The organism is uncultured Bifidobacterium sp. (assembly GCF_959020155.1).
Lineage (GTDB): Bacteria > Actinomycetota > Actinomycetes > Actinomycetales > Bifidobacteriaceae > Bifidobacterium.
Genome location: NZ_CAUERC010000002.1, coordinates 110,353 through 124,620 on the forward strand (window position 1 = coordinate 110,353; position 14,268 = coordinate 124,620).

The 14,268-nt window shown below is 55.0% G+C and carries 11 protein-coding genes; 5 read left to right on the forward strand and 6 right to left on the reverse strand.

Annotated features, from left to right (window positions below):
• Positions 1-60: 60 nt before the first annotated feature.
• The 4 genes from Q5H31_RS01165 to Q5H31_RS01180 form a co-directional block, all read right to left on the reverse strand.
• Positions 61-1,053 carry a ribokinase gene (locus tag Q5H31_RS01165; protein WP_302457391.1) on the reverse strand — a complete coding sequence of 331 codons (993 nt, stop codon included), beginning with the start codon at positions 1,051-1,053 and terminating at the stop codon, positions 61-63.
• 111 nt (positions 1,054-1,164) lie between these two features.
• Positions 1,165-2,541, reverse strand: a complete 1,377-nt coding sequence (locus Q5H31_RS01170) for an MFS transporter (protein ID WP_223895510.1) — start codon at positions 2,539-2,541, stop codon at positions 1,165-1,167.
• Positions 2,542-2,760: 219 nt separating this feature from the next.
• Positions 2,761-3,717, reverse strand: a complete 957-nt coding sequence (locus tag Q5H31_RS01175; RefSeq protein WP_302457392.1) for a nucleoside hydrolase — start codon at positions 3,715-3,717, stop codon at positions 2,761-2,763.
• Between the two features lie 275 nt (positions 3,718-3,992).
• Positions 3,993-5,051 (reverse strand): LacI family DNA-binding transcriptional regulator, encoded by a 1,059-nt coding sequence (locus Q5H31_RS01180; protein ID WP_302457393.1) that lies wholly within the window; start codon positions 5,049-5,051, stop codon positions 3,993-3,995.
• Between the two features lie 213 nt (positions 5,052-5,264).
• On the opposite strand from Q5H31_RS01180, the gene Q5H31_RS01185 reads away from it, so the two are divergent.
• On the forward strand, positions 5,265-5,726 hold the full coding sequence (locus Q5H31_RS01185) for a hypothetical protein (protein ID WP_039775874.1): 462 nt from the start codon (positions 5,265-5,267) through the stop codon (positions 5,724-5,726).
• A 616-nt stretch (positions 5,727-6,342) separates the two neighbouring features.
• Here Q5H31_RS01185 and rfbB read toward each other — a convergent pair.
• A complete protein-coding gene (gene rfbB, locus Q5H31_RS01190; protein ID WP_302457399.1) occupies positions 6,343-7,392 on the reverse strand; it encodes a dTDP-glucose 4,6-dehydratase in 1,050 nt (349 codons plus the stop codon).
• 363 nt (positions 7,393-7,755) lie between these two features.
• On the opposite strand from rfbB, the gene Q5H31_RS01195 reads away from it, so the two are divergent.
• The 4 genes from Q5H31_RS01195 to Q5H31_RS01210 all read left to right on the forward strand — a co-directional run bounded on the left by Q5H31_RS01195 (position 7,756) and on the right by Q5H31_RS01210 (position 13,006).
• Positions 7,756-8,046: a type II toxin-antitoxin system RelB/DinJ family antitoxin gene (locus Q5H31_RS01195; protein WP_197736403.1), complete on the forward strand. Its 291-nt coding sequence runs from the start codon at positions 7,756-7,758 to the stop codon at positions 8,044-8,046.
• A gap of 14 nt (positions 8,047-8,060) precedes the next feature.
• Positions 8,061-8,369, forward strand: a complete 309-nt coding sequence (locus Q5H31_RS01200) for a type II toxin-antitoxin system mRNA interferase toxin, RelE/StbE family (RefSeq protein ID WP_223895481.1) — start codon at positions 8,061-8,063, stop codon at positions 8,367-8,369.
• Between the two features lie 408 nt (positions 8,370-8,777).
• Entirely contained in the window at positions 8,778-10,145 is a 1,368-nt protein-coding gene (locus Q5H31_RS01205; protein WP_033499955.1) for an ATP-binding protein, read from the forward strand.
• A gap of 242 nt (positions 10,146-10,387) precedes the next feature.
• On the forward strand, positions 10,388-13,006 hold the full coding sequence (locus Q5H31_RS01210) for an LTA synthase family protein (protein ID WP_302457394.1): 2,619 nt from the start codon (positions 10,388-10,390) through the stop codon (positions 13,004-13,006).
• Positions 13,007-13,068: 62 nt separating this feature from the next.
• Here Q5H31_RS01210 and glf read toward each other — a convergent pair whose 3' ends face one another.
• Positions 13,069-14,247, reverse strand: a complete 1,179-nt coding sequence (gene glf / locus Q5H31_RS01215) for a UDP-galactopyranose mutase (RefSeq protein WP_302457395.1) — start codon at positions 14,245-14,247, stop codon at positions 13,069-13,071.
• Between the last annotated feature and the right edge of the window lie 21 nt (positions 14,248-14,268).

Below are 14,268 nucleotides of genomic sequence, written 5' to 3' on the forward strand. Positions count from 1 at the left end.
AATATAACAACGTGGGTGCCCACGCCACGCGGCTTCTGTGGAAGCGCCTCCCCGTTCCGTCTACTCGGCGTCGGCGAAGGCCTCACGAATCTGCGCCGCGGTGCCGTAGGATGCCTGCGCGCCATATCCAGTGGCCGCGTAGGCCGACACATACGAGGCGAGTTCCGCGGACTGCGACAACGTCATGCCGGAGGCCAGGCCGGCCAGCACGGTACCCATGAACGAATCGCCGCAACCGGTGGTGTCTACTGCCTTGACCCGCACCGGAGCGATGCGCTGGATGCGATGCTCCGGATCGTCCGCCGTGCCATCAAGCACTACGGAGCCGTCGCCGCCGAGCGTCACAATCGCCTGTTCAAACCCGAATCCGCGCAACTTATCGAACGCGTGACGCCAGTCGAACGCGTCCCAATCATCATCCTCCGGTTCCGCGATGCCGAGCAGCTGCGCCATCTCATGCTCGTTGACGAGCAGGATGTCGGAGGCCTCGACCAGCTCCACCGGCAGGGACGGGGTGAACGGCGAGTCGTTGAGCAGCACCTTCACGCCCGCCTCGTGGCACATGCGTGCGGCCGCGGTGACGGTTTCGATGGGGCTTTCCAGGCACAGGCCGAGCACTGTGGAGTGGGTCAGCGCGTCACGCACGGATTCGACGTAGTCGACGGTCACCTGCGCGTTGGAGCCGGGCGAGTACACGATGGTGTTCTCGCCGTGCGCGTCCACGGTGATGACGGTGGTGCCGGACGGGCCGAGCACGCGGCGCACGTGCGTGGTGTTGACGCCCGCTTCGCCGAGCGCTCCGAGCAGGAAGTCGGCGTTGTTGTCGGAGCCGACCGCGCCGAACATCTGCACGGTGGCGCCGATGCGTGCGGCCGCCGCGGCCTGGTTGCCGGATTTGCCGCCTGGCAGCAGCTGCAGCGGGCCGCCGGCGATGGTCTCGCCCGGCCCGGGCAGACGCTGTGCGGTGACGGTGTAATCCGCATTCATCGAGCCGATTACGGACACTGTGCCGTGGATGCGGTCCAATGCAGAGAGAACTTCAGTCGCACTCATCTTTGACTTCCTTACATTAATTAAATAAAAAGGAGATTTGCGGAATATTGTTTTTCAGTATTCGCAATTATCGCAAATCTCCATTGTTTATATTGAGGATGTTATGTGCGATTATTTAGCCGATTCCTCGGTTTCCAACGCATGGTTGCCTTCGTAGATCTTTTTCTTGAAGACGAAGAACACGATCAGACCAAGCAGTGCGGTACCGGCGGCGATCAGCAGCAGGTTGGAATAGTTGGCGGCGTCACCGGTAGCACCGGTGACGGAACTGCCTGCGAGGGCGTTGGAGCCGAGCAGGCTGCCGATGATGGCAATGCCGATGGACGGAGATACGTTCATAGCCAGATCGTTCATGCCGACGCCACGACCAGATTCGTCCTTCTCAATGGTGCCGAGCACGGTGGAAACGACTGGAGAGTACATAAGGCCACAGCCCGCGTAGAACACGCATGCGCACAGGGTCAGCACCACAAAACCGGAGTTCACGCAGAATGCCGCGCCGGTCCATCCCAGGAACATGAGGGTGCCTGCGGTCACGATGCCGGCCTTGATGCCGATCTTGCGGATGATCATGCCGGAGCAGGTGCCCACCACAGCGGCGACCACGAAGGCCCACACGATGTGCAGGGAAACCTGGGTGGTGGTCATGCCGTAGATGTTGGTACCAATGGCATTGAAGATCGGGCTCAGTGCGTAGTTCACGAAGTAGAACACGAGGATCAGACAGATGGCGCGCAGCCAACGGGTGTTCTTGAAGAACGCCGGGGTGATGAACGGGTTGGAGGCCTTGTTGATGTAGAAGGCGAATGCCACGAACAGCAGCAGGGAGACCACGAGCATCCACCAGGACATGTAGGAGAAGAACAGGGTCAGGAACGCGGTGGCGAAGCCGAAGATCACGAAGCCGAACGCGTCGACCTTCTGGCCGTTGCCGCTCTTGGACGGGAGGGTCTTGAGCAGGATCGGCAGGAACAGGATGGTGACGGACGGGATCAGGAACAGGAACTGCCATGCGATGGAGCTGAGCATGCCGGCCGCGAACACGCCGATGGAAGCGGACAGCTGGTATGCGGCGGTGAACAGGCCGAAGAAGATGACCTTCAGGTCGTTGCGCAGGTATTTGGTGGCCACCACCAGGAAGGCGGAGCCTGCCACCTGCTCGCCTGCGGTCTGCAGCACTCGAGCGATGATCACGGTCCACAGGTTCGCGGCGAAGAAATAGTTGGCCACGAAACCGAAGATGGAGCCGATGAACAGGGTCACGAGGCCGAAGGTGACGAGCTTCTTCAGGGAGACGAAGTCACCGAGGGATCCATAGATGAAGCACACGATGCCGAGCACGATGCTGGGGAACGCGGTGATGAGGGACGCCTGCGCCGGCGCGCCGACGTCGGCGCCGACCTGCTGGAACACGAGGTTGAATCCCTGCAGGCACAGGGTGCCGAGCACGAAGGTGATCAGCAGCGGAATAAGGGCGCGGACGGCCATCTTGTTGCTGGTCACCGGATCGTCGAACGGGTCGACGGGGGCTTGCGATGGTGCGGTGTTGACTGCCGTTGCGGCTGCGTTGCTGGTAGACATGTCAGTTCTTCTTTCGCTTCTTCGCTTGGTTTTTGTGATGTTGTGTTGCGATTATTTCGATGGTGATTCCGTGGTGAGGGTTGCGCGGGAAACGCTCCGTGGAACGTTTTCCGCGCGAGCCGTCGTTCACTGCGCTTTTGCGGCGAGGCCGGAGATGCGGGTCATGAATTCGTTGAGGAACCTCGGCACGTCCACGCCGACGGCGACCTTCATGGTCTTGACCGGGTCGTTGAGGCGGGTTTCGTCGCCGATGGTGCGTCCGCGGGTCGGGCCGTCCACATCGACCTTCATGTTGATGTCAAGGGTGGTGACGAGGGTCGGGTCCACCGCCACGCCGACGGCGAGCGGATCATGCAGACCGCAGCCGCCCAAGTGCGGGGACGTAGTCTCGTAGGCCTTGATGTAGAAGTCGGTCATGTCGGCCAGGAACTTGCCGGCCTTGGTGCCGAGATCGCGCCACTGCTGAGTTTCCTTGTAGGTGAGCAGGGTCTGCAGGGTCACGTCGAGGCCGATCATAGTGGTCGGAGCGCCGGAACGGAACAGGTAGTCGGCGGCTTCCGGATCCTGCGAAATGTTGGCTTCCATGCAGGCGTTGCAGTTACCGGGCACGGTCAGTGCGCCACCCATGAGCACGATCTGGCCGATTTCGTCTTTGATTTCCGGAGCCTTCTTCAGTGCGGCTTCGATGTTGGTCATCGGGCCGGTCGGCACGTAGACGAGATCCTTGCCATAGGTCTTCACTGCGTCGATGATGAAGTCTACCGCGGATTCGGTTTCGACGGAGCGGTTGGAATCAGGGATTTCCACGTCGCCGATGCCGTTGTCGCCGTGGATGAACGCGGAGATTGGCAGTACTTCGAAATGGTCGGTGGTGCTGGAGTGCGGCAAACCCTGATACACCTTGACTTCCGGGTGGCCGAGCAGGTCGGTCACGGCCAGTGCGTTGCGCACACCCTGCTCGACGAGCACGTTGCCGTAGGTGCCGGTGATGCCGATCAGCTCGACTTCCGGGCTTCCCAGAGCATACGAAATGGCAAGCGCGTCATCAACGCCGGTATCAAGATCAAGAATCATCTTTTTCATGTGTGTGCCTTTCCTCTTTGACGGGCCTGACGACGGTCCGCCACCATACGGGTGCGTCGTCAGTTATGTATCGAACACTTTCTCATTTATGTTGTGTGTTGACAAGATTTATGATAAAGCGTTTTATCAGGAACGCAAATTCGGCACTACCATACGGCGTGTTGCTTTTATTTCCAGCAATTTAACCGTATAAGAAACTCCGACGACACTTTAATCAAGATTTATCAGCGCCACCCGTCTCATCATGATCCGCAGGTATCTAAAAATCCTCAATCCTACGCGCAGGCGGCCTGCACCAGTTTCGGCGTAAGCACTTCAACCTGCGGATCGGAAAGCCACGGACGGACATCCCCTGATTCCGTACCGGACTTGGCACGAACCGCAACATCAATCCGCTTACGCAACATACCCCAACAGGCGGCGGCCAAATCAGCCACGCTCTGCTCAACGGTGGTCATACGCCAACCAAGACCGAATCGTTTGAGAATATTGTCGTAACCAATCACCTGCATATCCTCAGTAACGCGCAACCCACGTTCCGCCATACGCTGACGGAAACCAAGCGCCATCACATCGTTGCAGCAGAACACGGCCGTCGCACCGCCATCAATAATCTGATCCGCAGCATGATAGCCACTACCGAAACGGTAATCCCCCTCAACGCATAGCGACGAATCGAAACACTCCCCCGCCTGCTCGACGGCATCCACAAACCCACGACGACGCTCCGCAGCACTCGACTCCGCAGTATCGCCAGTCACAATGCCAATACGAGTATGACCACCCTCCAACAGATAACGGGCAGCCAAACGACCGCCAAGATAATTGTCAAAACCAACGGCATCGCACCAACCGCACTGCGTCAAACGATCAATCAACACCACAGGGCACGACACAAGCGCCACATCCTCACGCAACCGCTCAGCAGCATCGCCAGCGCAGGACTCGCGCGCCGGAATCAGCATCACACCGTCCACCCCACGAGCCGGAAGGCGCTGCAACAACTCATGCTCCGCAGCACGCGAATCATCGGAATTGGCCACAATCAGCGAATACCCCTGCGCGGCGCACTCATCCTCCACGCACTTGGCAAGCGCCGCGAAAAACAAGTTCTCAATATCAGGCACGATCAGCGCAACCAGCTGGGACTGCTTGGTCACCAAGCTTCGCGCGCTCTGATTCGGCACGTAATTCAGTTTCTTTGCCGCGTCGGCAATGGCCTTGCGCTTCTCCTCGGACACGCGAGCCGGTCGATTATTCAACACCAGCGAAACCGTCGTCACAGACACCCCCGCGGCAGCGGCCACATCCTTCAGTGTCGCACGATACGCCATCAAACCCCCTTAAAACGTTTCTCCCTCCAGCATAAATGCCATGCGATCCTGACGCGCCCAGCATCGCAATCACAAACAAATTCCTTTCACAGCAAAATAATCCGCACTATTTCCAGCGGTAAATCGTTTCTCGGAAGTGTTTTTTGTATACTCGCAACGTTTTGTCTGAAATGAGAGCCACACGAGAAGAGAGGAACCACCATGCAGCCAACCATGCAGAAAAACAATGTGAAACAGCGCAAGACCATCGCCATCATCGCCATGATCGCAGTAGCTGCCATCGCGCTCGCAGCCGTCGCCATCATCGCAGTCTCCAACAAGCGCGAAATGACACAAGCCGCCAGCGACACCTGCGCGTTGAATGCGAAGGCGCTCGCCACGCATCAGGAGAGCTTTGAAGAAGCGCAACAAGAAGCTGAAGAAGCAGCGAAACTCACCGTGAATGACGTGGCGGACGGCACCACGCTCGAAACCCTGAAGGATGCGATCACACTGGCCAAAGCCGTGGAAAGCGCGCCAGCATGCCCCGCAAGCGGCAATGCCAGCGACTTCACCAAAGCGACGGACGACATTCGCAAATACGCCGACAACCTGCGCAACATCACCAACGAACTCGACGCGGCCGCCAAGTCGGTGGTCGCCAGCCAAGAACTCAGACTCGAGTCCGCCGAGTAAGTCAGGTAAGCCGCCCCGACGGTTAGCGCCGACGTCAGCGCCAAACCCTACGTTTAACGGGACCAAAGTCATCCAAGTCTGCAACTTCGCCCCCATTACAAGCATTTTCGCACCACATCGGGCTTATATATGGCAGATTCGACAGGTCGCCCGGAGACATTTCGCTTATATATGGCAGGTCATTCCGGAAAGACCGCAGTTAGAGGGTACAAAATTACCCCCTAACTAGCTTGTTTCAAAAACAGACTGCCATACATAGGCGAGATGCCTCCGTACAAACCCCAAAATCTGCCATACATAAGCGAGATATGCCCATGAATTACGCATCTATGCTGTGCAGGCGCGACCTCGCGTCGCTTAGAGGCTTGACAACACCTTCCATTTGACAAAAGTTATCAGTTGCCACGCACCAGGAGACGCAATAGGGGCCGCACCTTCGAGGTGCGGCCGTTTTTCATCCTTCACCAAACCTGGATCTGCAACTAAGGCTAGCGAACAAAATGTACGCCAAACCACACATCCATTCCCCGGCGAGGTTGACTCGCCTGCAACGCGTCTCCTCGATCACCGCTTACCGAACTTCAATTGTCCGGCTTGCGCCACACGAACCGAATTCTTACTGGCCTTGGGCGCGGTAGCGGGCTTCGGTGGCGGCTTTGGCGGGCTCCCACCAGGCGCGGTTGGCAGCATACCAAGCGATGGTCGCCTGCAAACCGGCTTCGAAATCGGTATGCACGGGCCGCCAGCCGAGTTCGGTACGCAGCTTATTGGAATCGATCGCGTAACGTCGATCATGCCCAGGACGGTCACGCACCCAGTCGAACGAATCTTCGGCACATCCCATAAGTCGCAGAATCATACGCATTACGGCAATATTGCTCATTTCGCCATCTGCGCCAATCAGGTACGTTTCGCCGATCCGCCCGCGCGTAAGAATCTCCCACACCGCAGAAGAGTGGTCTTCCGTATGGATCCAGTCGCGCACGTTCTCGCCTGTGCCATAAAGTTTCGGTCGCACGCCCTCCATGATGGAAGTGATCTGCCGCGGAATAAATTTTTCCACATGCTGGTACGGCCCGTAATTGTTGGAACAGTTGGAGATCGTGGCGCGAAGCCCGTACGTGCGAACCCATGCGCGCACCAGCTGGTCGGATGCCGCTTTCGACGCACTGTATGGGCTTGACGGCTTATACGGCGTGCTTTCGGTGAATTTGCATGGATCGTCGAGTGCAAGGTCGCCGTACACTTCGTCGGTGCTGATGTGGTGGAATCGCACGTCATGCTTACGGGCGGCTTCAAGCAAATGGAACGTGCCTTCCACGTTTGTTGTGATGAAGGGTTCAGGATTGGCGATGGAATTGTCGTTGTGCGATTCGGCCGCGAAATGCACGATCGAGTCATGACCAGGCACGATACGTTCCAGTAACGCAGCATCGCAAATATCACCTTGCACAAGTTCGACTTGCGATTGCGGAAGACCGGCGATATTTTGCGGATTTCCGGCATAGGTCAGTTTGTCGAGCACGGTTATGTGCACGTCAGGATGGCTATGTGCCACATAGCGCACGAAATTGGCTCCGATAAACCCACATCCGCCGGTCACGATGATGTTGCGCGGCTTGAAAATATCACTACTCACAATTTCAGAGTACCGGCAGGGTTGCATAGCCATAAAGCGATTCCACAAACTGGCTTATATATGGCAGATTTGGAAGGCTGACCGTTGAGCTAGCGGCCAAAATGCACGGTAAGACGTCACTTCCACAACCGCACCATCCGCACCGACCAGCGCACGGTTCCCCGATGCGATCACGGTTCTTCTAGAGCTAGACCTATCCGATGAGGAAATGAAACAGCACTCATGATTCTCCCACACAGTTTCGCCCCACCTCAACGTACTAGTTTCTGAAAACCGACAAGTTGTCATTTTTGTCAGAAACTACACTTATCCCCATTATCAATTGCAACATGCGTGCATTTGACATAAAATACACATTAATTGCACGCAAAATTAGGGCAGGTGATTCAGGTGGGCAATATTACCATTCGTATGAACGACGATTTGAAAGCTCGAGTCAACCAGACACTCGACGCCATAGGCATGAATTTCAACACTTACGTAACCATGGCAAGCATCCAGCTCGTAAATCAGCAACGCCTGCCTTTTGACACTTCCGTGCGCGCCGCGGAGCCAAACGAGCAGACCAAGCGAGCCATGCTCGAAGCCGAAGCCAAGGAACGCGGTATCCTCCCAGACGACGCGGCCACCTTCAACAGCGCGCAAGACGCCATCACCTGGCTGCACAACAATCACGGCTGAACAGGCAAAACGCCATGATTACCATCAAATTCGACCAACAATTTCAGATCGACTTCAAACGCATCTCACGACGGATACCTCAAATCGTCACGGAACTCGAATATGTGATCGAAGCCATTGAGGAGTACGGACGCGTTCCGGAATCATATAATCCTCACATGCTTGATCGCCCACGAGGAATCTACTCGGGATATGCGGAATTCCATCTTGCCGAAGGGAAAATGGATGTGTTGGTGATCTACTCGGAGCGGTCGGAAGCGTCGACAATCCGATTCATTCGCTTGGGATCCCACGACGAACTGTTTGACGGTCCGTTGCTTTAGATGAGACCATCGTAGGCTCCAACGAGATTCAGCCATCGATTTCCGCCTAATAAAACTTTTTCTCAACATATCGAGCTTATATATGGCAGATTTGGAAGGCTGACCGGAGACATCTCGCCTATGTATGGCAGTCCATTCCGGGAAAACCGCAGTTAGAGGGTACACAATTACCCTCTAACCGGTCTGTCACAAAAAACGAGCTGCCACATATAAGCGAAATACGTCCGGACAAACGCCAGAATCTACCATATATAAGACCACCTGTCAGAAATCTAATTCAAGCCGATCAGCAAACCGCCATTACATGACCCTTGATTTGGTGTACATACAACACCTTAGTTATCCTTGATTTGGTGTATAATTGAGCATGTTATTACCCTTGATTTGGTGTATTTACGGCGGTGAGACATGGAGACTTTCGAACGAAAAGCGTACGAAAAACTGGCTTCCTGGAAAGATTCTTCCCAAGGAAGCACAGCCCTGCTCATCGAGGGCGCACGGCGCGTCGGGAAAAGCACCATCGCGGAGGAATTCGGACGACGGAACTATGCGTCGTATATGCTCGTCGACTTCTCAAAAGCCCCCGATGACGTGCTGGGCTACTTCGTCGACCTGCGCAACGACCTCGACGCGTTCTTCATGTACCTATCATCCTTCTACGGAGTGGAACTGCACAGGAGGGATAGCCTCATCATTTTCGACGAGGTGCAGCTGTATCCGAAGGCCCGCGAGGCCATCAAGCAGCTGGTGGCTGACGGGCGTTACGACTACATCGAGACAGGCTCGCTCGTCTCCATCCGCGAGAACGTCAAGGACATCCTCATTCCATCAGAGGAGGAGTCGATCCGCCTGAATCCCATGGATTTCGATGAATTCCTCTGGGCTTTGGGAGAAAAGCCACTGTCCACGCTCATCGCGGACTCGTTCAAGAAGCGCATGCCGCTCCCCGATTCGCTGCACAGGAAGGCCATGCGGCTATTCCGTGAATACATGCTGGTCGGAGGCATGCCCCAGGCTGTGTCGAAGTACGTCGAGACCCATGATTTCAGCAAAGTCGACAACGTCAAACGGAACATCCTCCGACTGTACAGGCAGGACATCTCCAAGCATGGCGGCAGCGACCGGATACGCATCACGCGCATCTTCGACAACTTGGTGGGTCAGCTTTCCAAGAAGGAGAAGAAGTTCAACATCACATCGCTGGGAAAGGAAGCGAAGACCCGCGATTACGAGGACGCCTTCTTCTGGCTTTCCGATGCGTTCATTACCAACGACTGTTTCAATTCCACCGATCCGAGCGTGGGCTTGAGCATTAGCGAGGACCATTCGACGGTCAAATGCTACGCCGCCGATACAGGGCTTCTCACCACTCTCGCCCTGGCCGACTCGGAACAGACCGGAAGCAACCTGTACCGGGACATCCTCCTAGAACGCATCGAGATCAACGAGGGCATGCTCGCGGAGAACGTCGTCGCACAGCTTCTCCGGGCCAACGGGCACCGGCTGTTCTTCTATTCGCGCAGCGATCGCGACGACCCGTCGAACCGCATGGAGATCGACTTCCTCATCGTCGAACCGTACGAGAACGCGGCAATGAAGTACAGGGTCAGCCCCATCGAGGTCAAGTCATCGAAACGTTACCGCACGGTCTCGTTAGACAAATTCAAGGCAAAATTCGATAAGAAGGTCGGCACCAGATACGTGCTGCATCCGAAACCGCTGGTCGTGGAAAATGACGTGGTCAAGCTGCCGATCTACATGGCGGGACTGCTGTAGAAGGCTTCATGCAGACAGCGCTTTTTGGTGCACTACCAGCGAATGACGCCCAACACTTGCGCACGCACATGTTGTCCACCTTGAACACATCTGTTTGCTGCCCGTCACCCGGTTAACCTTCCAGCCACCTTTCAGACATCCGCTAGACACTCGTTCGTCCACAGCTGAACACTAAAATGTACCCGGTTTAATTGTACAGAGCCTCCAATTATAAGGGGACTATCTTTTTGAAGGATGCGACGATGCCTATTTTCTCGCCCGACCGTCACGCTTGTGCACCTTCATACGTAAAACTTACTAAGCAGCCGATTACGGGCGGAACGTATCGCCCTCTTGCGAATGACGAAGATAGCAACGCTTGCGCTCTATCCGCCCTTTCAGGTCACCATGGTTCAAAGCTGTATACGCAGAAATCAGCAATTCACGCCATCTCCGATAACGCAAGCGTTTTCATTCCCAAAGTCGATGCGCCCCATCTGCCAAAAACGACTGACGACAAGTCCATTGACGAAGCCATTAACGAAGCTGCGAACGACAGTACCCATTCAGTTCCCCCGTCTACTGAAATTCAACTCACGCAAACTGACAAACATCCTCTGGTGCAGGCTGTTAAAGTCTGTAAGCAAACAGCACACACCACAGCAAAAGCGCTATCCGCAACAGGGCACGCAGTCGCAAAAGCTATCAACGCCACCGGCCACGCCATCCGCACCGCTGTCACAGCAGTAAAAACTGCATGGCATACCTTCGTTAACTTCAAAGCCGTACAGCTCATCATCAAATTCTTCAAGAAAGTATATGCACTCTGGAAGAAACGTATGAAGTTCTCATACGCCTTCTACACCATCGTGTTCTTCCTGCTCACTTCAGCGGAAGTCATTTTCCTTCAATGGGGAATGTATTCCGAGCCCGAATATGAAAAGGGCACTGAAATTGACGAAACGACGAAAGTCCTTCAAAGCGTTGGCGGACAAGTCACCAGATTTGTCAGCCAAATGTGGCTTGAACAGAAAAACGTCTATCTCGTCAGTTTTATGGGACTGGCTTTAATCTATCTTGCGTTAATTCTTGTAACGAACCGATTCTGGATCGCCACTCTTGTTTTCGGCGTTGCCCTTACCGCTTTTGGAGTCGCCAATAGCATTAAAGTACAACTGCGTAATGAACCGATCATCCCTGCGGATTTAACATTCATTTCAGGCGGCGACACCGGTAGCATCATGTCATTCGTACCGAAATCCAGTCAAGCATTCGTCAATGGGGCGATTAATTTTGTAATTTGGTTTGCGATTATTGCCTTCGCTCTTTTCGTCTTGGACGGACGTAGACGTTTCATTCATTGTTCATGGCGCCACCCCATTGCAAACGCCAAAAACATCATTGGCAACATTTTCCGTGTCCTTGCAGCAGTCCTCAGTGTCGTACTGCTGAGCGCTTACGCCATGGGCCTGGGCACACCTGGATCGAACGTCTATAAATGGGCTAAAGATAATGGCTACGAGCCCCAATTATGGAATGCCATAGGTGATGCTCAAGCCAATAATCCGGCCACCACATTCCTTAGCCTGTCAAAGGTCAAGGCCATGGATAAACCCGACAACTACAGTCAAAAAACCATGCAGTCTCTCGCTAAGAAATATGCGCAAGAGGCGCAAGCCATCAATCATACCCGATCAGGTGAGCTTACGGACAATACCGTCATCATGATTTTGTCTGAAACTTTCTCCGACCCCACTCGCGTTCCGGGCGTTTCTTTTAGTCTCGATCCAATACCGAACATCCGTAATATCAAGAACACGACCACTTCAGGACTCATGCTGTCCCCCGGTTACGGCGGTGGCACCGCGAATATCGAATATCAGGCTTTGACCGGCTTGAATCTTGCGAATTTCAATGACTCTTTGATTGTGCCGTACCAGCAATTGGTTCCGAACCAGAATGATCCTTATTCGTTCAACCAGATTTGGATGAAAAAGTATGGGAAAAATGCTTCTACTGCGGTGCATCCGTTCCAGCAAAGCATGTATCTGAGGAATATCAACTACAGGAAGTTTGGCTTCTCATACCTGTACACGCTTGATAGCAAAATTCCGCTGAAACATACCGGTTACATCGACCGTTCGCCTTATGTGAGTGACAGCGAAGCGTATCAGAGCATTCTTGACCTGCTCGATAGGCAACAAGATTCGAAGTCCTCGCAGTTCTTGCAACTCGTTACCATGCAGAACCATATGCCCTATGGCGATTACTATGACAATAACGAGTTTTCAGACGCCAATATTTCAGAAGATTTATCTGATGGGGAACGCTGGAATATCAATACCTACACTAAAGGAATTAACTGGACCGACCAGGAAACGGCGGATTTCCTTAATCAGCTCGACCAAATGGACAAGCCAATCACCGTTATCTTCTATGGAGATCATCTGCCCGGCATCTACGACACGGCAGATATGAACAAGAACAATAAAACCGTTTTGCATGAAACAGATTATTTCATTTGGTCAACTTCTGCTTCGTCTTCCCATGGAACGAAAGTTAATCCCACAACCACCGCGTACACATCATCCAACTATTTCATGCCGCTGGCTGCAGAACACATGAACGCTAAGGTATCACCGTATCTTGCGATGCTTACGGAATTGCAACAAGAAGTCCCTGCAATGAGCCGTGTGATCGGCACTAACGGCGGTATCGGGCAAGGTAAGGCGACGTACCTGGATCATGATGGCAACGACATCAAAGTCACAGCTTTAAGCGCTAAAGCAAAGGAGCTGCTCAAAGATTACAAACTGGTTCAATATGACCAGACCGTGGGCAAGAATTACCTTAAGGACTTGGATTTCACACAGGTCCCATAGGAATCGGAAAAATAGGGCCGCACAGGAAATGTCTGTGCGGCCCTATTTTCATATGCAGAAAATCACTTTTTGAGGAGTGGTTCGACCTGCTGCTCGTACGCGGTCAACGCGGTGTCGATCACGTTGTGCATGTCGTAATACTTGTACGTGCCCAAACGGCCGCCGAACACCGTGAGCGGTTCGGCCTTCGCGAGCTCCTCGTACCTCGCGTACAACGCCTTGTCGGCCTCCGTGTTGATCGGATAATACGGCTCGTCGCCACGCTCGGCGAAACGGCTGTACTCCTCCCACACCACGGTCCTGTCCGGGTTCTGCGAAGCCCTGCGCTCCGGGTTGAAGTTCTTGAACTCGATCGCGCGCGTGTACGGCACGTCCGGGTCGGAGAAGTTCATCACCGGGCATCCGAAATGGTCGCCCTCGTCGTAACGCACCTCCCTGAAGTCCACCGTGCGCCACTTCAGCTCGCCGAGCGAGTAGTCGAAGTAGCGGTCCACCGGACCCGTGTACACCACCGGCACGCCCGCCGCGGCCAACGCCTTCCTGTTGTACGGCTGGGACTCGTCGAAGAAGTCGGTCCTGAGGGTCACGTGGATGCGCGGATCGTCGATCATGCGCTCCATCCAGGCGGTGTACCCGTCCGTGGGCAGGCCCTCCCACGTGTCCCTGAAATACCGGTTGTCGTAGTTGAAGCGCACCGGCAGGCGGTTGATGATGCCCGCGGGCAGGTCCTTCGGATCGGTCTGCCACTGCTTGCCCGTGTAGTTCTTGATGAACGCCTCGTACAGCGGACGGCCGATCAGCGAAATGCCCTTGTCGTTGAGGTTCTGCGGATCCGTGCCCGCCAATTCGCCGGCCTGGCTCTCGACCAGGGCCTTCGCCTCGGCCGGCGTGTAGTGCGCGTGGAAGAACTGGTTGATGGTCCCGAGGTTGATCGGCAGGGGATACACCTCGCCGTCGTGCGTGGCGTACACGCGGTGCACGTAGTCCGTGAAGCTTGTGAAACGGTTCACGTAGTCCCAGACCCTCTTGTTGGACGTGTGGAACAGGTGCGCGCCGTACTTGTGGATCTCCGCGCCGGTCTCCTCGTCCATGTAGCTGTACGCGTTGCCGCCGATATGGTCGCGCACGTCGATGATCTCGACCCCCACGCCCAGATGCTCGACGGCCTGCTGGGCCACGGTCAGGCCGAACAGGCCCGCGCCCACGACCACCAGATCGGGATACTCCACCGCATCAGTCATAACAAAACAACCTTCCACAAA

Bases quoted from the DNA above. Each gene is read 5' to 3' on its own strand.
- Q5H31_RS01175 (WP_302457392.1), bottom strand. From the start codon at position 3,717: ATGAAAAAGATGATTCTTGATCTTGATACCGGCGTTGATGACGCGCTT.
- Q5H31_RS01170 (WP_223895510.1), bottom strand. From the start codon at position 2,541: ATGGCCGTCCGCGCCCTTATTCCGCTGCTGATCACCTTCGTGCTCGGC.
- Q5H31_RS01185 (WP_039775874.1), top strand. From the start codon at position 5,265: ATGCAGAAAAACAATGTGAAACAGCGCAAGACCATCGCCATCATCGCC.
- Q5H31_RS01205 (WP_033499955.1), top strand. From the start codon at position 8,778: ATGGAGACTTTCGAACGAAAAGCGTACGAAAAACTGGCTTCCTGGAAA.
- Q5H31_RS01210 (WP_302457394.1), top strand. From the start codon at position 10,388: ATGCCTATTTTCTCGCCCGACCGTCACGCTTGTGCACCTTCATACGTA.
- Q5H31_RS01180 (WP_302457393.1), bottom strand. From the start codon at position 5,051: ATGGCGTATCGTGCGACACTGAAGGATGTGGCCGCTGCCGCGGGGGTG.
- glf (WP_302457395.1), bottom strand. From the start codon at position 14,247: ATGACTGATGCGGTGGAGTATCCCGATCTGGTGGTCGTGGGCGCGGGC.
- Q5H31_RS01165 (WP_302457391.1), bottom strand. From the start codon at position 1,053: ATGAGTGCGACTGAAGTTCTCTCTGCATTGGACCGCATCCACGGCACA.
- rfbB (WP_302457399.1), bottom strand. From the start codon at position 7,392: ATGCAACCCTGCCGGTACTCTGAAATTGTGAGTAGTGATATTTTCAAG.
- Q5H31_RS01200 (WP_223895481.1), top strand. From the start codon at position 8,061: ATGATTACCATCAAATTCGACCAACAATTTCAGATCGACTTCAAACGC.